At 54.7% G+C, this 17979-nt stretch carries 16 protein-coding genes; 6 read left to right on the plus strand and 10 right to left on the minus strand.

Translation table 11 applies throughout. From position 1 onward, the window contains the following. Nucleotides 1-183: 183 nt before the first annotated feature. Nucleotides 184-642, plus strand: a complete 459-nt coding sequence (locus R6H26_RS10130; RefSeq protein ID WP_404790334.1) for a VOC family protein — start codon at nucleotides 184-186, stop codon at nucleotides 640-642. Here R6H26_RS10130 and R6H26_RS10135 read toward each other — a convergent pair. From R6H26_RS10135 to R6H26_RS10150, 4 genes are all read right to left on the minus strand, one after another. Then, nucleotides 639-2852 carry a phosphoketolase gene (locus tag R6H26_RS10135; RefSeq protein ID WP_404790335.1) on the minus strand — a complete coding sequence of 738 codons (2214 nt, stop codon included), beginning with the start codon at nucleotides 2850-2852 and terminating at the stop codon, nucleotides 639-641. The two genes, R6H26_RS10130 and R6H26_RS10135, sit on opposite strands and share 4 nt — an antisense overlap. 361 nt (nucleotides 2853-3213) lie before the next feature. Further along, nucleotides 3214-4104 carry a glycine betaine ABC transporter substrate-binding protein gene (locus R6H26_RS10140; RefSeq protein WP_404790336.1) on the minus strand — a complete coding sequence of 297 codons (891 nt, stop codon included), beginning with the start codon at nucleotides 4102-4104 and terminating at the stop codon, nucleotides 3214-3216. After that, the gene (locus R6H26_RS10145) at nucleotides 4101-4736 is read right to left on the minus strand and encodes an ABC transporter permease (RefSeq protein ID WP_404790337.1); all 636 of its coding nucleotides are present in this window, start codon (nucleotides 4734-4736) and stop codon (nucleotides 4101-4103) included. The genes R6H26_RS10140 and R6H26_RS10145 overlap by 4 nt, the downstream gene beginning before the upstream one ends. Next, entirely contained in the window at nucleotides 4729-5508 is a 780-nt protein-coding gene (locus R6H26_RS10150; RefSeq protein WP_404790338.1) for an ATP-binding cassette domain-containing protein, read from the minus strand. The genes R6H26_RS10145 and R6H26_RS10150 overlap by 8 nt, the downstream gene beginning before the upstream one ends. Nucleotides 5509-5531: 23 nt before the next feature. On the opposite strand from R6H26_RS10150, the gene R6H26_RS10155 reads away from it, so the two are divergent. Then, nucleotides 5532-6401 (plus strand): TlyA family RNA methyltransferase, encoded by an 870-nt coding sequence (locus tag R6H26_RS10155; protein ID WP_404790339.1) that lies wholly within the window; start codon nucleotides 5532-5534, stop codon nucleotides 6399-6401. Here R6H26_RS10155 and R6H26_RS10160 read toward each other — a convergent pair. Continuing rightward, nucleotides 6384-7517 (minus strand): SAM-dependent methyltransferase, encoded by a 1134-nt coding sequence (locus R6H26_RS10160; protein WP_404790340.1) that lies wholly within the window; start codon nucleotides 7515-7517, stop codon nucleotides 6384-6386. The two genes, R6H26_RS10155 and R6H26_RS10160, sit on opposite strands and share 18 nt — an antisense overlap. Before the next feature lie 130 nt (nucleotides 7518-7647). Between R6H26_RS10160 and R6H26_RS10165 the strand changes: the two genes are divergently transcribed. Beyond that, the gene (locus tag R6H26_RS10165) at nucleotides 7648-8775 is read left to right on the plus strand and encodes a fatty acid desaturase family protein (protein ID WP_404790341.1); all 1128 of its coding nucleotides are present in this window, start codon (nucleotides 7648-7650) and stop codon (nucleotides 8773-8775) included. Between the two features lie 41 nt (nucleotides 8776-8816). Here R6H26_RS10165 and ctpC read toward each other — a convergent pair whose 3' ends face one another. Both ctpC and R6H26_RS10175 read right to left on the minus strand, forming a co-directional pair. Continuing rightward, the gene (ctpC, locus tag R6H26_RS10170; protein ID WP_404790342.1) at nucleotides 8817-10124 is read right to left on the minus strand and encodes a carboxyl-terminal processing protease CtpC; all 1308 of its coding nucleotides are present in this window, start codon (nucleotides 10122-10124) and stop codon (nucleotides 8817-8819) included. Nucleotides 10125-10240: 116 nt separating this feature from the next. Continuing rightward, nucleotides 10241-12046, minus strand: a complete 1806-nt coding sequence (locus R6H26_RS10175) for a hypothetical protein (RefSeq protein ID WP_404790343.1) — start codon at nucleotides 12044-12046, stop codon at nucleotides 10241-10243. A 189-nt stretch (nucleotides 12047-12235) separates the two neighbouring features. On the opposite strand from R6H26_RS10175, the gene hslO reads away from it, so the two are divergent. Next, complete coding sequence (gene hslO / locus R6H26_RS10180) at nucleotides 12236-13138, plus strand: Hsp33 family molecular chaperone HslO (protein ID WP_404790344.1); 903 nt, start codon at nucleotides 12236-12238, stop codon at nucleotides 13136-13138. Nucleotides 13139-13150: 12 nt separating this feature from the next. Here hslO and R6H26_RS10185 read toward each other — a convergent pair whose 3' ends face one another. After that, the gene (locus tag R6H26_RS10185) at nucleotides 13151-13690 is read right to left on the minus strand and encodes a PadR family transcriptional regulator (RefSeq protein ID WP_404790345.1); all 540 of its coding nucleotides are present in this window, start codon (nucleotides 13688-13690) and stop codon (nucleotides 13151-13153) included. 143 nt (nucleotides 13691-13833) lie between these two features. Here R6H26_RS10185 and R6H26_RS10190 point away from each other — a divergent pair, with 143 nt between their 5' ends. After that, nucleotides 13834-15279 carry a carotenoid oxygenase family protein gene (locus R6H26_RS10190; RefSeq protein ID WP_404790346.1) on the plus strand — a complete coding sequence of 482 codons (1446 nt, stop codon included), beginning with the start codon at nucleotides 13834-13836 and terminating at the stop codon, nucleotides 15277-15279. A 51-nt stretch (nucleotides 15280-15330) separates the two neighbouring features. Here the strand turns inward: R6H26_RS10190 and R6H26_RS10195 are convergent, their stop codons facing one another. Beyond that, complete coding sequence (locus R6H26_RS10195) at nucleotides 15331-16383, minus strand: phytoene/squalene synthase family protein (protein ID WP_404790347.1); 1053 nt, start codon at nucleotides 16381-16383, stop codon at nucleotides 15331-15333. A gap of 211 nt (nucleotides 16384-16594) precedes the next feature. Here R6H26_RS10195 and R6H26_RS10200 point away from each other — a divergent pair, with 211 nt between their 5' ends. Then, the gene (locus R6H26_RS10200) at nucleotides 16595-17389 is read left to right on the plus strand and encodes a hypothetical protein (RefSeq protein WP_404790348.1); all 795 of its coding nucleotides are present in this window, start codon (nucleotides 16595-16597) and stop codon (nucleotides 17387-17389) included. Here R6H26_RS10200 and R6H26_RS10205 read toward each other — a convergent pair. Continuing rightward, nucleotides 17386-17943: an NUDIX hydrolase gene (locus tag R6H26_RS10205; RefSeq protein WP_404790349.1), complete on the minus strand. Its 558-nt coding sequence runs from the start codon at nucleotides 17941-17943 to the stop codon at nucleotides 17386-17388. The genes R6H26_RS10200 and R6H26_RS10205 overlap by 4 nt on opposite strands. Between the last annotated feature and the right edge of the window lie 36 nt (nucleotides 17944-17979).

Genomic DNA, 17979 nt, shown 5'->3' on the forward strand with positions numbered 1-17979 from the left:
TGCGGGAAAGAATTCGACGTTAGACGCAGGCCGCTCGATCCAAACAGATTGGGATGTTTCTCAAGCTATCAGACTTTGCGTGTCGGCAAGGCTAGAATTGAGGAAATTAGCAGTAGAACAGCAGCTTAACATTAAACCCTTCTTAACTTTAAAGCTCTCATCGCGTTCGAGGCAGAGTGCGCTATGGTTTTGGCTCAACCGCAAACAACGCTGTCCGTCGGAACGCTCCGGCGAGTCCATCATATTGCCTTAAATGTCAGAGATATGGACGCTTCGCGGCAGTTCTACGGAGAGATTTTAGGGCTGCACGAACTGAGGGGAGATGAAGTGCCGGAGACTCTGCGATCGCTCGTCACTCAAGGCAAAGTCGCCAACTTCGTCACCCCCGACGGCACTGTCCTCGACCTGTTCTGGGAACCGGATCTCGCGCCAGCCCATCCCGATCCAAAACAGCAGTTTACCCGTGCCAACCACTTGGCCTTCGATATTGACCCAGCCCAATTCGATCGAGCGGTTGCCGTCCTCCACTACCACCAGATCCCGATCGACCACGGCCCCGTGGCGCGCCCCACGGGCCGGGGGATATATTTCTACGACCCCGATGGGTTTCTGGTGGAAATTCGCTGCGATGCGACGGATTAGTGAATGAGTTCGAGCGAGCGCTTCACCAAGGCCTCTGCCGTAATCCCGTTAAAGGCCATGAGTTCTCCAGCGCTGGCCGTCGTTTCGCCCCGCTTCCAGGCAAAAGTATCGCGCTTTGCCATGCTGCGCAGCATGACGGGTTCCAGCATTCCGCTCGCGCCGCCGATGACGCCAACCAGCGCGTCTGCGCCAAAGATTTCTGCGAATCGCTCATCGCTCATAAACGCACCATCTGGCTCGGCGCAGGTGTCCCAAGCTACATCGTGAGGGCGATAGAGGCGGCGTGGGTTCATGACGGAGACAATCCGAACGCCAACCCCTTCGGCTTCGAGGAGGGCGGCGGCTTCAAAGACGGGAATCAGACTCATGTCGCCCACCACGGCAAAAACCACAGTTTTAGCGCCCTTCACCTCCTGGAGCACTAAAGCACCTTCTGTTAGGCCTTGACGGGCTTGGGCAAAGGTGGTGCGGATGGGTAGGGGCGACTTGCTGGCCGTAATGACAATGCCTTTGTTCTGAGTGGAAAGCCCCCACTCGTAGGCCACCTGAATCGCGTTGGCGTCGGGCGGAAACACGGGGAAGACGTTCCCATTGCGCATCATGGCGGCAAAGTAGGCTTCAACTTCAGGGCGCTGGTGAGTCCAGCCGTTCCGTCCCTGTTCTAGCGCCCCGGCAGTAAATAGCGTAATGGTGGAAGGGGTGGGGCGACGCAGTTCTGCCATCGCTTGAATCACAGTTTGCCAGATTGGTAAACCGTTGATAGCAAAGGATTCGTAGGAACACCATAAGGTCCGACTGCCCATGAGCGCTAAACCTGCGGCCAAGCCCGCACAGGCATCTTCGCTGAGGGGTTCGTAGACTTGACCGTTGGGGCTTTGGTTATAGAGAGGATCGTCGGTCGGGTGAATGATTTTGAGTGCTTGGTTGATGTTGCCAATACCCGAAGCCTCGTTGCCGTCAGCGTTGGTGACGAGGTAGCGTTTGTCTATGTGCCCCACTTGACCCACGAGTTTGCCCATCGCCGTTGTCGAGACTTTAGGATCGCCTGCCACGGGAAATTCTTCCAGGGATAGGCCCGCAATATCTGGGAGCGGCAAGACAAATTCCGTGACCACAGTTTCCGCCGCAGGGCCACCGCCTGCCCGCGCCAGGTTGGTGCGGACGATATCCCAGCTTTCAGGGGAGAGCGATCGCCCTTTCAGCGCCGCCATAATATCCGGGTTGTCGAGGGTGTGATGGGCGTATAGGTTGTGGGACTTCGCGCCCAGCGCGTGAACCCCCGCACCCTTCAACTGCTTGAGAATTAAAATGGTGAGCTTGCCCCCCAGCGCCAATCTTGCAGCTTGATCCGTCGCAATCAAGACCGCCTCCATAAAGGCCAGCCGCTTTTGGAACGAAAACGCAGTGCTATCGACGTAATCGCCCGCCTGCTTGGCATCGTCGTATTCTTTAGCGTCGATCAGGATGACCTCATCGAAGCCGTTGCCCTTCCAGAACTTCACCATGCCTTCGTTGGTCTGAACAGATTCCATGCTGTGGTGTTCTTGGCTGTAGCCGTTCCAGATCAGCACGGGTAAAAAGTTGGTCGCTTCTGGGTAGGCCGTATGGAAATGCCTCATGCTGCTGACGATGTATGGCTCGCCTAAGCCGCCGTCGCCCACGGTAAAGGGAAATAGCTTGTCGCGGTGGAGCAGGGCTGCTGCCATCGCAAAGTGCTGCCCTTGGCCCAAAGGTCCCGCTGGCCCCAGCAATCCGGGAATTTGGCCGGAGAGGTGGCCTAAAAGGCCGTGGCGCTCTCGGAAGCGATCTCGCAGTTCTTGGACGGTCTCGATGCCCATTTTCTCTAGAGAGCGATCCATAAACATGGCGCTATAGAATCCAGGAGCGTGGTGTCCGACTTCGGTAAAAATATTTTTGTGACCCAGCATCACCAAGCTGGCGTAGGCTTCTACGGAGCTGGCAAAACCGCCGGGGTGTCCTGAGGCTTTACTGGCCGTAATTTGGAGGGTCAGGTAGCGAAGCGCGTCCGCTGCGAGGAGGGTTTGGTAGACTGCCGCGGGGTCTGTGGGATCTGCGATCGCCGCCATACCTTCATCAATGACTGGATTGCTCCCGTAGGTTTCAAAGTCAGGCCAAGCGTCTCCAAAATACTGGATTCCTTCACAGAAACTGGGCATTAAAGAAGCGGAAGCGGGTGTCACTGCGGTCATGATAGCGGCGATCCTAGAAATGGGATGAAGGGGAAAATAATGCGGTCAAAGTACTTCTGTTGCAAGCAGTGCGGACAAAAAGTCCAGGGATTACAACGACACGTCCATTTACTTATATCATCTCCTCTGAGCATCAGAGATGATAACTTCCTATGCTCAGAATCGAGGATTAGAAATATATAGGGGTCTGACGCAGCAGGGTTGGCTCAAATTTTTGTTCCTGATTTACGCCCCGCGCGGTTGCGGAATTTGAGGTTCGAACGTCCTGCCGCGTCCTGCCGCGTCTTGAGTTTGTCGAGGAAAGCTTGTCGTTGTTACAGCCTTGGCGATAGAGAGTCGAAATCTGTAATGGCTGAGGTTGCTACAGAGCTTTCAATTTGCGAAATTCCCGGACGACTTTTTTGACATCCTGTTTCTGGCTATCCACCCGATCGTTCAGCTGCTGCATTTCAGCTTCAGAAATGCGATCGCCCAAGTTTGCTAACGCCTGGCGCAGGGCCGGATATTTTTGCAGGGTTTGCTGCCGCACCACAGGGGCCGCTTGGTAGGGCGGAAAGTAGCGTTTATTGTCCTTGAGGATGACGAGATCTAACCGCGACAGGACGCCATCGGTGGAATTGCCCGCAACCATGTCCACCTGCTTCGCCGTCAGGGCGCGATAGATTAACCCCAAATCCATCGTGCGGGGCGGTCCCGAAAATTTGAGTCCGTAGACTTTGGCCAAGCCAGGAAAACCATCGGCCCGTTGCGCAAATTCGTAGCCGAAGCCTGCCGTCCACTGGGGCGCGTGCTGGGCTGCATCGGAAAGGGTCTTGAGCTTCAGTCGCCGCGCATCTTCTCCCCGCACGACCATGGCGAAGGTATTGTTGAACCCAAACGGCTCGGTCCACTCCAAGTTAAAGCGCTGCCGATAGGCTTGCTGCGTTTCTCGGTATACGCGCGGCGGATCGTTTTGGGGCGGACGTTTGAGGATGGCGCTGTAGGCGGTTCCGGTATATTCCGGGTAAAGATCGAGTTCGCCGGACAGGAGACCTTGATGACAAACGAAAGTGCCGCCCAGATTGAGACGCCGCTCGACTTTAAGGTCGGTTTTGGCTTCAATGTGCTGGGCCATCAGCTCCGCTAAAATCAACTGCTCGGTAAAATTTTTGGAGCCAATGACGATCTTTTTCTCTAGGGTACTGCTGCAACTGGCGAGCAATATCCAGATCGAAAGCATTGAAAGGCGCTGGCAAATCAATCTTATGTTCACGATCGCGGTCCTATCCGTAACGCACGTTCTAACCAGGCGAGGGCGGAGTCGGCGGCGATCGCCATGACTGCTGCTGGCACGGCTCCCGCTAAAAGCAGTTGACGATCTACCACGGCCACACCCCTAAAAATAAAGACGCCTAGCCCCCCTGCTCCAATCGCCGCCGCAATGGTGGCAACGCCCACTGCAATGACAGTCGCGGTCCGAATTCCCCCTAACATCACGCTCAACGCCAGCGGCAGTTCTACCTGGATTAAAAGCTGCCAGTCCGTCATTCCCATCCCGCGTCCCGCTTCGCGGACCGCAGCGTCAACCCCCGCAATGCCGAGGTAGGTATTCTGAATGATGGGCAGCAGCGCGTAGAGCGTGAGGGCCAAAATTGCGGTGCGGGTCCCAATCCCACCCAGCAGCGGCAGCGGAATCAGCAGGCCAAACAGCGCCAGACTGGGGATGGTTTGGACCACGTTTGCAAATCCCAGAACCCCGGCCCTGAGGTAGGGTTTGCGGGTAATTAGGATCCCTAAAGGAACCCCCATTAGGATGGCAACCCCCGTTGAAATAGCAACTAGGACGAGGTGTTCTCCAGTATGTTGGAGCATTTCAGCACCATACTGCATCCAGAAATCAGTCATGGTGCTGTTTCTCCCGTTGCAGAGACCCGCGCAGATCGGCTGCGTGGTGAAAGCCCTTTAAAAAAGCTTGAGTCTCAGAACTGGCCGAGGCCAGAAAGCCCGCTGGAGTGGTGAGGCTCAGCAGTTCCCCAGACTGCATGAGTCCTACCTGCGTGCCCAGCAACAGGGCCTCTTGGACGTCATGGGTCACAAACACGATCGTTTTGCGCAAGCGTTGCTGGAGCAGCAAAAATTCTTGCTGCAGTTCCAGGCGCGTGATTGGGTCTAACGCGCCAAAGGGTTCGTCCATGAGTAAGAAGGGCGGATCGGCGGCAAGCGCGCGGGCGACGCCGACTCGCTGTCGCTGTCCGCCGGAGAGTTGGTGCGGATACCGCCGGGCAAACTGAGTGGGGTTGAGTCCTACCATTTCCAACAGTTCGTAAACCCTAGACTGAATTCGCCCCGCTGCCCAGCCCAGCAGCGATGGCACCAGCCCGATGTTCCGCGCCACGGTGAAGTGGGGAAAAAGCCCCACGTCCTGAATGACATAGCCCATTTGTCGCCTCAACTGAATGAGATCCCATTGCGTCGTGGGTCGTTCCGCAACCCGGACTTCTCCTGATGTGGGCAGGATGAGACCATTGACGAGCTTCAGCGTGGTCGTTTTGCCGCAGCCGCTTCGCCCCAGAAGCACGAGCGTATCTCCCGGCTGCACGGTAAAGCTGAGTCGAGCGACCAAATCGCGATCGTTTAGGGTGTGGGCAACTTCGCGAAATTCAATGGCGTTGTTCATGCGCGCAAATGGCAGGTGCGAGAATGGCTAAGGCATCGATTTTAATTGGAATCCCCTTGGCTAAACAACGACTCGATCTTTTATTGGTAGAACGAGAGTTCTGCGACTCTCGGCAGCAGGCGCAGCGGCTGATCCGGGCGGGGGACGTGCAGGTCAACCGACAGGTCGTCGACAAGCCCGGTACGGACATCCCCATCGATGCCGAGATTTTGCTCAAAGCGCGATCGCCCTATGTCTCTCGTGGCGGTGAAAAGATGGCCAAAGCGCTAGAAACCTTTTCCATTGCGGTGGAGGACCGCGTTTGTCTGGATGGGGGCATCTCTACGGGCGGCTTTACGGACTGTCTCCTCCAAAAGGGAGCGCGGCAAGTTTACGGCGTAGACGTAGGCTACGGCCAAGTGGCCTGGGCGCTGCGCACCGATCCGAGAGTCATTCTAAAAGAACGCACGAATTTACGGAATCTTTTGCCCGAGCAGCTCTATCCGCCCGACGCGCAACGGCCAGACCTCGGAGTCGCGGATGTATCGTTTATTTCCCTGACGAAGGTATTGCCCGCTTTATGGGCGTTATTGCAACCCCCTCGGGAGGCAATATTGCTGGTGAAGCCGCAGTTTGAGGTGGGCAAAGAACGAGTCGGCAAAGGAGTGGTGCGAGATCCGAAGGATCGGGCAGGGGCGATCGCCGCAGTCTTAGAAGCTGCGTTGGGGCTGGGGTGGCGGTATAGGGGGCTGACTTGGTCCCCCCTGCTCGGACCGGCTGGCAATATCGAGTTTTTACTGTGGCTGGGGATGGAGAGCGAAACCTTACCCCCAGACTTGAGCGAGATCTTAAAGTTGACTCAAAGCGCTCAAACGCAACTTCAGATAGGGGTGGACTCAGGCACGAACCATTAAAAACTGACCGTTGCCGTTGATGTCGCCATCGCAGCTGGCAAAGTTAGAGACGAACCAGATCAAGTAAAACCGCCAGATCCGACGAAATTTGCCATAGTCCATGCCGTAGTCCAGTCCCTTAACGAGGGACTGACTGTCGTCAAAGTTTTTGAGCCAAGTTGCAAACGTCGTCGAGTAGTTGAATCCGTTGAGATACCATCGCTGGACGGTTTTGAGGTCTTTATTATGGCTGGGAACCGCATCGAAATTCCAGTAGCGCCCGTGGGGAAAAATGTAGCGATGGGTAAAAACGCTGGAGATATTGTTTGGCGTCCGCACCGTAATAATGTGAATGAAGACCTTTCCCCGATCTTTGAGAAAAGATGCTAGCTTCTGAAAGGACTGGGTTAAGTTACCAACGTGGCAGAAAACGCCAATCGACACGATTTTGTCGAACTTCTCCTCAAAGAAGGCGTCGTTTAGGTCCCCTTCGTGGAGGGTAAATCGTCCAGAACTCAAATAGCTGGATGGGTCTTGCATTTTGCCGCGCATGTAATTGCACTGCTCGCGACTCAAATTCAGCCCGGTGAATGTGACGTTGGGGAACTTAGACAATATGTAATTGGCAACGCAGCCCCAACCGCACCCAAAGTCGAGGATTCGATCGCCATCTTGAATATCTAATTTTTCGATTATATCGTCGAGCATGTGCATCTGGGATTGCTCGAGATCGACCGCTCCTTTTTCCCACAGCCCCATGCTGTATTTGGGATAAATGACGGGATAGTCCCCTAGCATTACATTCAACATTTCCTGAGGCAGATCGTACTGGATTTTCATTAAATCCCGCGACCCTTCAGCTAAATGCTCTGTTTCTTTGAGCACCCATTCGTAGGGGGCAAGCAGGGATGGAAAGTGCTTAAAAAACACGGGCATGCAGGTGTCAAAGAGCGATCGCAAGACCGCATCCGGGACCTCTAGTCCGTTAATGTAAGCCTCGGCGACCGACATCTGGACGGCATTTACGACCTTGACAGCGCCCCTCGTCGCGCGGTAGGCCAGTGGACTTTTACGATTGATGTCTCCGATTGCTGGGATATATCTTTGAATCTCTTTCTCAATTAAGCTAGAAGTCATAAATAAACTCCTGATTTTCTTGAAAAGACGTGAAATCCGTTGCACGATCGAGCGTGAAATCAGCTTAGGCTGTCTTTAATAAGAATTAAAAGCTGGCGCAATATTTCCCTATAACTATTTACAGAAAAACATGAATCCCGTGCCAAATTTAGAATTAAAAGTAAGTTCGGATACAATTCAGGCGGATGTTCTAATTTCTCAAGCAGAATATGTCAAAAAACTGCGACCTTTACTGCCGGACGATGCGTTTTTGCCGGACCTGAGTAAGGGTTGGATTCTGGCGATCAATTTGGCGATCTTAGGCTTAGGCTGGGCGATCGCCGCCGACCTCGATCGGTGGCACTGGTATTGGTTGTGGCTGTATCTGCCGCTTGCTGCTGCGATGGGCAACAGCATCATCGTGCTGTTATTTAGCTGTCACGACCTCATGCACGGCAGTGCCGCAAGGCATTCGCGCGCATTTCGTTTGATGAGCTTTTTGGGACTATCGATGTTCTGGATGCCGCCAACCCTATGGCGGGCGGTGCACAACCGCGAACATCACCGCAATACCAATTCCGCCCTCGACCCAGACCGCAACTACCTCTACCAGCAACCCAAAACCTGGGGCAAATGGATTCAAGATTGTTTTGTCCCTTCTGTGGAGGTCAATCCAGTTTGGCTGACCGTGGGAATGGCCCATGCTTGGGGCATCCATACCTTTCGGAACGCGACTTCGGTGCTATTGTTCAATACGGGTCTGGTCCGCTACGTACCCGCAGCCTTTAAGGTCAGCCGCCGAGAGCGGTGGGCGATCGCCATCGAGCTGACCCTCATTTCTGCCATCCACCTCGGCATCCTCAGCTACTTGCAGTTCGACCCGATCGCATTGGTGTTGAGCTATTTCGTGCCCCTCTGGATAGGCTATGCCGGGGTCATGTTTTATATCTACACCAACCACATGCTGTCGCCCATGACCGCTATCAACGATCCGTTGATAAATAGCGTTTCGCTGCGGGTTCCCAAGCTGCTCGACTTACTGCATTTCAACTTCTCGTACCATACAGAGCACCATATCTTTCCAGGCATGAACTCCGACTATTACCCAGTCGTGCAAGCCCTCCTCTTACTGCACTACCCCAAACGCTTTCACCTCCTGCCCTTCCGCCGTGCGTGGCAAACCATGCTAGATACGCCACGGCACTACCGAGACGATCGCACCTTTACTACGCGGTCTGGGGAAAGAACGGTGCCTTGCCCTGTCCCGAATCAGATGTAGGTTTTTCTAGAAACGGCAGCTACTCGGTCGATCGGACTCGATTAGTTGGAAGGAAGCGGCTTAGGGGGCTGGGCCGACTGCAAATTCATCTTCTGGCTGGCCAAGATTTTTTGGTTCAGGACCTCCAACGCTTTGGCATACTGGGGGTCTTTGGGAGTACCGATCGTCTCTTTCGTCAAAGCTTTCTTCTGCGCTTCCGTCAGCTTAACGACGTAGTCTGGCTCGATACCCTTCTTGTTAATATCGCGACCATTTGGGGTGAAATATTTAGCGATGGTGACTGCCATCCCCGAACCGTCTCCCAAAGGGTGCACCGACTGAACCAACCCTTTCCCAAAGGTCCTTTCGCCCACTAAAACCGCTCGTTTGTTGTCTTGAAGGGCACCCGCTAGAATTTCGCTAGCGCTGGCAGAACCGCCATCGACGAGTACGACCAAAGGCTTATCGCTCAAACTTCCTCGTCCCGCCGACAATCGTTCGGTTTCGCCCCGGCGATCGACGGTAGATACAATGGTGCCATCGTTCATCCACATCCGCGCGACTTCTGCCCCAGAATAAAGCAGGCCGCCCGGATCCATCCGCAGGTCCAAAATAAAACCCGCTACGTTTTTCTGGGTCAGATCTCGAATGGCGGCTTTCATTTCAGGGGGCGCATTGCCACTAAATTGCGAGAGACGAATGTAGCCAATTCCTCCCATCGGACCTTTCTGATAGCTGTGGCGGACGGAGTGGAGTTCGATCCGCTCGCGCCTTACCTTAAATGTTTGGATTTTCTTACCTCGGCCTAGGGTAAGCGTGACCTCGGTATTCACCGGCCCGCGAATTAAGCTCACGACTTGATTGATATCCATGCCTTTGGTAGATTTGTTGCCCACCTTAAGCACGACATCTTGCGCTAAAATACCCGCCTTGGCAGCCGGACTGCCTTCGATCGGAGAGATCACCTTGATCTCTTTGGTCTTCTCGTCTTGAGCGATTTGAATGCCCACCCCGGTCAGTTCGCCAGACGTGTCGATCTGCATGCTCTTAAACTGCTCGGGATCCATGAAGCGAGTATAGGGATCTCCCAGCTTTTCCAGCATGGTTCGAATGGCAGCGTAGGCTTCTTTAGATGACGCGTAGTTTTTGCTCAAAAACTGGCTGCGAACCGCGCGCCAGTCCTTGCCGTTGAAGGTACCGTCTACATACTCGCGATCGATGATTTGCCAGACTTCATCGACGGTTTCTTTGGGGCTGGGTTTGAAGAGCGCCCAGCTTTTAGAGAGGTGCAGACCCGCACCCGTTGTCAAAACTCCTGCGCTGACTAAGGCCGTAACACCTAATGCAAAGCTGCGCTTCGATAAGACCATTGGCTACTGCACCCGATTCTTGTGAGGTACGCTCACTTTAACACAAGGCCTTAGCCCTTGACATTGGTGAATTTCCTGATGCAATTGACGCGAAAAACTTAGGGTCAACCGCAACGCTAGGGCGGCGAGGGTTGCGCTTGGGGTTCGGGTTGGGGGGCCTGTTGCCAAACCTGGATCTGCTGCTGGGCGGCACCGTAGGCGGGAGCGGCAATGGGAATTTGCTGGGCGATCGCGATGGCGCTTTCGAGGTCGTAGTTGGCTTTGCTGGCGGCAAGTTCTAGCATGCGATCGCCCCAGGCCGCAATTGACTGCTGGGCTTCGGCATGAAGGGACGAGCGGGCTGAAATTTGACTTGCGGTTTCGATGGCGGAGGCCAGGGCGGCGGGGGTGCTTTTTTGGGCCATTCGCTCCGCTTCTTGCAGGAGGGTGCGCGTTTCTCGTTCGGTCGGGCCTGCGGTCGAGGGAGGTTCGCCCGATTGAGCCGTCTTAAACGTATCTCCATAGGTATCTCGATCGCTGTCTCGATAAGTGCTGCGACCGAGCTGATTCGACCAGTCTTTGATGCGGCTTTGGGCCTCTGCGTAGAGCGGGGTTCCCGAACCGATTTGTTGGGCCTTGCGAATCGCGGCTTGCAGGGAAGCTGAGTCTCCTCTCATGGATAGCTCGTCGGCACTGTCTAGAATGGGCTGGTCTAGCTGATTGCTGAGGCTGATACTCCACTGCTCGATCTCTTGCTGAGCGATTTTCCATTGCGTACTGTCGGACGGGATTTGGCGGGCCTGCTCGATCGCCATCGTTAAGGACGGGGCGGTTCCGTCTGCGACTTTAGCCCTTGCTTCTTCTAAAAGCCGGACGTAGAACTTATCTGCACTCCATTTTTGGATGTATTCCTGCGCTTTTAAGTAAAGCGGTCGCTGCGGGCTCAATTTCTTAAGTTCGGCGATCGCCTTTTCGTAGCCCTCCATCGTCCCCGACCAGGTATCGGACATGGCGTTGGCAATATCAGTCCAGTCCTGCACCTCGGGCCAAAAGCTGACCTCTTGGGGGATTTTTTCTAATGCCCTGAGGGCGGTAGTGAGATCTTGGCGACCGAGGGCCGCTTCCGCAATGTCGACCAGGGATTGCCCGATTTTAGCGACGAGCTTCTTAATAGATTTCTTGAAAATCGTGCCTTCTGAGAGTTCTTGCACCCAATCCAACGCTTTGGTCAAGTTATCGATGCCACCTGCTTCAAACAAGCGCTGAGCCTTTGCCAGCTTGGTTTCATCCTGTTGGGCGTCGATGATTTTTTGGTTGAGAAATTCGTATTGGGTTTGAGACCAGTAGCGATTGTCAACGGACAGCAACCCCACCATGATTCCAAAGGCTTTGCGCCAATCTTCGTCGTTGAGGGCTGCTTCGGCCTGTTTGAAGACTTTGTCGCCTTTGGCCCATACAACTTGCCAGTACTGAATTCGGGCTTTAACCTGAGCGTGGGCGGTGGTTTGGGCCGGAATTTTTTTGGCGAAGTAAATCGCCCGCTCTAACTGACCCTCGTGAAATTCTGTTTCGGCAAGGTCGAGGGCTTGTTTGGCCCAAATTTCGACCCAGCGGTCGATCAGGGGGCGTAAAGGATGGTTCTGGGGCAGAATATCGACTAAGGCGATCGCCTCGAACAGGTCTTCTAAGGTGCGCTTTTGCGCGTGTTCTTGGGCGCAGGAAATGCGCAGCGAGGCTGAAGCAAAGGGCCAGAACACGCGCTCGCATTGAGGCGGTGGCGGCTGCCGCAGCAGCAAAAAAATGCCTAAGGTGCCTGCGCCCAACGCAAATCCCGAAAGGGCAAACGCCGTTACCCACCAGCGCCGCAAAAACCGTGAAGCGAGCCGTTGCGACAGGGTAGGCGCGATTTCTGCGATCGATTCTAAGTTCCTCACCTCAGTCATAAGTTCGGAGACAGCTAGGGATTGACTCGTAACTCTCAATAGAGACGAGAGATGCTCAATTTTAAGACTTTCTCTCTAAATTGGTGAAATGGGTGCGTTGCTTCCTAAGATGCTATCTCAACGCTAGCCCGCACAAGGCATGGCATGAGTAGAATAACAAAGTGCGTGCGTTAAAAAACTTTAAATTCCATGCCCGATCAACTCATTCGTGCAACTGCAGCCGACGACGGTATCCGAGCCGTAGGGGTCATTACCACTCGCCTGACCGAAGAAGCCCGTCAGCGACATGGACTTTCATATGTTGCAACCGCAGCATTGGGTAGGGCGATGGCGGCGGGGCTACTGCTCGCCTCGGGGATGAAGCAGCCTCAATCCAGGGTCAATCTTCGCTTTAAGGGAAATGGTCCGCTGAAGGGGGTCTTGGTAGATGCCGGATTGGACGGAACGGTCCGGGGTTACGTCACGAATCCGACGGTCGAATTGCCACCCAACGATCGAGGGAAGCTAGATGTGGGCGGGGCGATCGGAAATGACGGTTTTTTGTACGTGGTCAGGGATGTGGGCTTTGGATATCCCTACTCCAGTACCGTCGAGCTGGTTTCGGGAGAGATTGGGGACGATGTGGCGCACTACCTTGCCGCGTCCGAGCAAACGCCTTCGGCCCTGTCCGTTGGGGTTTTTGTAGACAGTCAGGGTGTTAATGCGGCAGGCGGACTCTTGATCCAGGTTTTGCCCAAGGCAGCTCGCGACGAGGCGCTGATTTCGCTTTTGGAGTCTCGGTTTGCCAGTTTGGCTGGATTCACGCCGCTGGTTAAGGCGGGGATGACCCTCCCTGACATTTTTGAGAATTTGCTAGGGGACATGGGGCTCAATATTTTGCCCCAAAATCAACTGGTTCAGTTTAGCTGCCATTGTTCTAGCGATCGCGTGATGGGCGCGCTCAAAATCTTGGGCGCGGTCGAACTGCAAGACATGATTGAAAAGGACGACGGGGCAGAGGTGACCTGCGAGTTCTGCAATGAGGTGTATCGAATCCCGCGCCAAGGGCTGGAGCAATTGGTGGATGACTTGATGGCCGAGAAAAGCGGCTGATATCGCGCCTATCTAGCTCGGTAACTGGAGCGCGGCGATCGCCTCTTCGCACCACGCAATCCAATTGGTTTCGTGGCAGATGCCCTGACGCAGCGTTAAGTATTGGCACTTTTCCGCATAGGTTAATGCTTCGGGATGGGGGAAATATTGCTGGGCGATGCCCTGATATTCCTGGAGTTGCTGCTGGTGATCCTGCTGCGCTCGCTGGAGTTGCGCGATCGTCGCTGCGGGTTCGATCAGATGCCCCGCAAACAACTTGACCAAAATTTCTTCTTTGTGTTTGCTCTGCTTGCTGGGTTGCACCATCCACTCCACCATCTTGGAGCGGCCCAGGGGGGTTGGGGCGAACAGCTTTTTGTTGGGCCGATCCTCTTGCCGCACGGTCTGACTTTTAACCCAGCCTTTCGCTTCGAGTTGCGCTAACTCTCGGTAGATTTGCTGGTGGGTAGCCGCCCAAAAATAGCCCACAGAAGCCTCAAAATGCTTTGCCAGATCGTAGCCGCTGCATTCTCGATCGCTCAGGACCGCTAGGATGGCGTAGGCCAAACTCATTGCTGACTCTCCTCAATAAAGCACTTTTGCTGCTGTAGAGCGGCAGGACAGATCGCTGCTTGACATATACAACTTTTTGCATATACTAAGCAATATGCAACTAAGTGCATATGCAACTTTTTGAATTTTTAAGGAGATGTCCCATGACACTGAGCGCTCAAAAGCCGCAGCAACTTTCGAAGCCCACCGCTTGGGGAAATGCATTTGTCCGGCCTTTGCAGGATTTTCCGCTGACGCCCCTCGAACCCATCTCGGGTCGAGTCCCCTTGGCTCTGCGCGGCAGTTTGTATCGAAACGGCCCTGCCATTTTCGAGCGGGGTGGGGAGCGGATTGCCCACTGGTTTGATGGGGACGGTGCCGTATTAGGCGTGCATTTTGGCGAAGGGGCCGCGACGGGCGTCTACCGCACCGTTCGAACGGCGGGCTATTTAGCAGAAGAAGAAGCTGGGCAGTTCCTGCTTGGAGGGTACGGTCGCCGGATGCCAGGGCCTTTTTGGACGGGGTCGGATCGAACTAAAAATGCGGCCAATACTTCGGTGTTGGCGTTAGAAAATCGCCTGCTGGCTTTATGGGAGGGCGGCCATCCCCACGCGCTGGATTTGCAGACGTTAGAAACCATCGGGGTAGACGATCTGGGAAAATTAGAGACGGGAGAAACGTTTTCCGCGCATCCCAAGGTCGATCCGCAAACGGGAGAGATCTACAACTTTGGCGTTACGTTCGGGCGGCAGACGTACTTGCATCTATACCGCTGCGATCGCGCGGGCAAGATGCTGCGCCGAGGCAAATTGCCGCTCAAAAGCATTCCGATGATTCACGATTTTGTCTTGGCAGGACCTTACCTTGTTTTCTGCATTGCTCCAGTTGCGCTCAACCCACTGCCGCTGCTGCTGCACTGGCAGTCTTACAGCGAGGCGATGCGCTGGCAGCCAGACAAGGGCACTCAAATTCTAGTATTAGACCGCGACACCTTCGAATGCATCGGCCAATCGGAGGCCGATCCTTGGTTCCAATGGCATTTTGGCAATGGATTTGTAGATCGCGACGGACAGGTTGCCATCGATCTGGTACGCTACGCAGATTTCCAAACCAATCGTTTTTTGCAGGAAGTGCCTTCCGGTCAGCCGCAAACCGATGCCCCTGGACATCTCTGGCAAATGCGAATCGATCCGAAGACCGCCAAGCTGTCTGGGGCAGAACGCTTGAGCGATCGCACCTGCGAGTTTCCCACGGTTTCCCCCGCGCTCGTCGGCCAGCCGTCTCGCTATACCTATCTCAGCGTTCGCTCTAGCAAAAGTCAAGGGACGGATTTGTTCGATGCGATCGCTGTTTTCGACCGCGATCGCGGCGAATTATCCGTCGCAGACTTGGGCGATCGTTGCTACCCGAGCGAACCTATCTTTGCGCCGAATCCTGAGGATTCCGAACGGGGCTGGATTTTGACGGTAGTCTACGAGGGCGATCGCCACAGCAGCGAAGTCTGGATTTTTGAGAGCCAAGCCCTCGAGCGCGGCCCAATCTGTCGCCTAGCGTTACCGCAGCCAGTCGCCTTTAGCTTCCACGGCACCTGGAGACCCACGCAATCCTGACGCCAATGGCACCCATCCCCATTCGATTGACAGTACGCGCCTTAAAACCCCTTAAAACCACAGACAGAACGCACGCTGTCGCACGCTCTGAATCAAGCTCCGCACCAGCCCGTTGGCGATCGCCGTTAAAGGACTGATGATAATGAGAGCCTTGACCTCAGAGCGTGTAATTTTGACATTTCCTCCCGATGTCAGCATGGCCGTGGACCGAGTAATGTCTCGCAGAGTCGCGTAGGCAAACACGAGCGGCAAAATGCAGAACAGGCGGATTGCAATGGAGCCGTGGGGCAAGGCTGTCAAATAATCGGTAGACTTGTCGAGATCCGTCCAAGCTAACTCGACCAGAGATTTGATGGCAGCGTGGTTTTGCTCGAGGTGGCTCGGGTCTAGCAATGTTTCGTGGCTGCTTCCGTGGGCTTGCAGCGCATCTTGAGGGATGTAAATCGAGTTCTCGTGCTCCGCATCCCAAGCAATATCTTTGAGGATGTTGACGGTTTGGAGCGCTTCGCCAAATTCCGCGCAGGTTTTGCGCAGAAGCTCGTAGTTTTCTTGACTCACAAACGGAGAGTGCTCGTACCACAGATCCGTCAGCAGATAACCGACGGTTCCGGCCACGTAATAGCAGTACTCCTTATATTCCTCTAGGGTTTTAATCCGAATGCCGTTGGGGTAGAGGTTGACGAATTTCTTCATCCCCACGATCATTTCCGTCAGCCAGCGCTGCAACGTCTGTTGGGATTGCAGGGGCAGGCTTCGGTACAGGGTAAAGACTTGGTGCGTTTGATGGACCAGCTCTAGGTGGGCCGGATCTCCAGTGACCGATTGGGTATGTTGGGCATAGCGATCGGCTAAAGAAGAATCTTCAAAACAGTCGACGAGCTGGTCTAACAAGGCCGACTTGGCCGCCACCGATGCTTTCGGATCGTCTTCGATCGTATCTGCAATTCGGGCCAGCAGGTAGCCACACAGCACCGCACGGCCCAGTTGACCCGGCAAAAACCGAATGCTGAGCGCAAAAGTTCGGGAAACTTGCGGCAAAATTTCTTGACAAAATCGATTGACATCCCGTCGATCGAGCGGGGACTCTAGGGCAATTTGAACCATACACGTTCACTCCTTACACCAAACACAAACCGCATCACCACACCTAGTTAGCCCGTAGAAACCACACAAAGTTTCAAGATTCTACACCTCTGAATTGAATTTCTATAACGAATAACTCATACACCGTAAAACAGACGATAAAGCGCTCATACTAACTCTCCGAGGAAGATACCATAAGCGAACGTCAAATTGCTCATTTTTTGTGACAGCAATGCGAACTGTCCGCTTTTTTATGGTAGATGTACTGTCTCGAAACTGTATTTTGAGGGTGAAGACTTTGACTCAAGCGGGGACTGCGACCTGTCCGGTTAGCATAATATTCGTTCCCCAAGGCGCGGAGTTTAAGGCGGTTCGGCGGGGCTTGCGTCGCAGCGGTCGGCAAGATGCGGTTGCGCTCTACGCAATTCCAATGGGTCCCCAGCCGGTTCGGCAGTTCGTGCGGCAGTGGTTGCAAACGGAGATCAAAACTCTAGCTCATTCTTCTTCTGTTCTGCTCGTGGGACTCTGCGGCAGCTTGACGGTTGGATTGTCTGCGGGCGATCGCGTGCTCTACCGCAGTTGTACGGACGGGAGCGGGTCTCAGTCCGTTCCAGCCCTAGAGTCCTGCGATCTCTCTCTGCTCGAGGCTTTACAGGACCGTCTCAATCCATCGGTAGCGGTGGTCGCTGGCCTGATGTGCGATCGCGTGGTCCATCTGGCGGCGGAGAAAAGGAGTCTCGCCCAACGCTACGGTGCCGAGGCAGTGGATATGGAAGGCTATGCGTTCTTGCAAGCATTGCAATCCACAGATCTGGCCCTTGGAATCCTGCGCGTGGTGAGTGACGATGCCCAGCACGACGTGCCGGACTTGGCTGCTGCCATGACGGAAACGGGCGAACTCAATTCCCTCGCCCTTGCCCGCGCGATGGTTCGCCAACCCCGCAGGGCGCTGCGCTTGATCCGGGGTTCTCTCGTCGGGCTGAAGCAGCTCGAGACCGCGATCGCCCAACTGTGCGGCGAAGGTTAAAGCAGTTCTAGGTAAGGCCGAGCTAAAAAGTAGCTGGCGATCGATTTTGCATCGATCCCATCCCCTCGATGCACGGCAGCTTCAAAATCGGCAGGGGTCATGAGGATTGTTTCGATATCTTCGTCTTCATCTTGGGCGGGCGGGATGTCGAGGCGCTCCAGATCCTGAGCCAGGTAGGCATAAATCAATTCGTCGGAGTAGCCCGGCGCGAGGGGGAACTGGCCCAAATCTGTCCAGCGATGGGCGCGGTAGCCCGTCTCCTCTTCGATTTCGCGTTGAATGGTGCTAAAGGGATCTTCCCTGTCCTCAATGGTGCCCGCTGGAAATTCTAAGATCCTGCCCTGCATTGCAAAGCGGTATTGTTTGACCAAGACCAATTCGCCATCGGGGGTGACGGGCACTGCCAGGGCACCGCCTGGATGGCGGATGCACGACCAGTCGCCCACTGCACCGTTGGGCAATCGCAGTCGATCGATCGTAAAGCTAAATTTACGGCTGCGAATGAAGACCTGCGGTTCGATTGATTCGAAGGGTTCGAGGGGGACTGAGGCCATGGAAATGCCGCCTTTTAGCAGGAACTAGGTTTGACG

Source organism: Altericista sp. CCNU0014, assembly GCF_044923475.1.
GTDB lineage: Bacteria > Cyanobacteriota > Cyanobacteriia > Thermosynechococcales > Thermosynechococcaceae > JAAURS01.

What these genes read in the sequence shown, in the direction of transcription:
- R6H26_RS10130 (WP_404790334.1), top strand. Translation starts at nt 184, where the DNA reads ATGGTTTTGGCTCAACCGCAAACAACGCTGTCCGTCGGAACGCTCCGG.
- R6H26_RS10135 (WP_404790335.1), bottom strand. Translation starts at nt 2,852, where the DNA reads ATGACCGCAGTGACACCCGCTTCCGCTTCTTTAATGCCCAGTTTCTGT.
- R6H26_RS10145 (WP_404790337.1), bottom strand. Translation starts at nt 4,736, where the DNA reads ATGACTGATTTCTGGATGCAGTATGGTGCTGAAATGCTCCAACATACT.
- R6H26_RS10150 (WP_404790338.1), bottom strand. Translation starts at nt 5,508, where the DNA reads ATGAACAACGCCATTGAATTTCGCGAAGTTGCCCACACCCTAAACGAT.
- R6H26_RS10155 (WP_404790339.1), top strand. Translation starts at nt 5,532, where the DNA reads ATGGCTAAGGCATCGATTTTAATTGGAATCCCCTTGGCTAAACAACGA.
- R6H26_RS10160 (WP_404790340.1), bottom strand. Translation starts at nt 7,517, where the DNA reads ATGACTTCTAGCTTAATTGAGAAAGAGATTCAAAGATATATCCCAGCA.
- R6H26_RS10165 (WP_404790341.1), top strand. Translation starts at nt 7,648, where the DNA reads ATGAATCCCGTGCCAAATTTAGAATTAAAAGTAAGTTCGGATACAATT.
- ctpC (WP_404790342.1), bottom strand. Translation starts at nt 10,124, where the DNA reads ATGGTCTTATCGAAGCGCAGCTTTGCATTAGGTGTTACGGCCTTAGTC.
- R6H26_RS10175 (WP_404790343.1), bottom strand. Translation starts at nt 12,046, where the DNA reads ATGACTGAGGTGAGGAACTTAGAATCGATCGCAGAAATCGCGCCTACC.
- hslO (WP_404790344.1), top strand. Translation starts at nt 12,236, where the DNA reads ATGCCCGATCAACTCATTCGTGCAACTGCAGCCGACGACGGTATCCGA.
- R6H26_RS10185 (WP_404790345.1), bottom strand. Translation starts at nt 13,690, where the DNA reads ATGAGTTTGGCCTACGCCATCCTAGCGGTCCTGAGCGATCGAGAATGC.
- R6H26_RS10190 (WP_404790346.1), top strand. Translation starts at nt 13,834, where the DNA reads ATGACACTGAGCGCTCAAAAGCCGCAGCAACTTTCGAAGCCCACCGCT.
- R6H26_RS10195 (WP_404790347.1), bottom strand. Translation starts at nt 16,383, where the DNA reads ATGGTTCAAATTGCCCTAGAGTCCCCGCTCGATCGACGGGATGTCAAT.
- R6H26_RS10200 (WP_404790348.1), top strand. Translation starts at nt 16,595, where the DNA reads ATGCGAACTGTCCGCTTTTTTATGGTAGATGTACTGTCTCGAAACTGT.
- R6H26_RS10205 (WP_404790349.1), bottom strand. Translation starts at nt 17,943, where the DNA reads ATGGCCTCAGTCCCCCTCGAACCCTTCGAATCAATCGAACCGCAGGTC.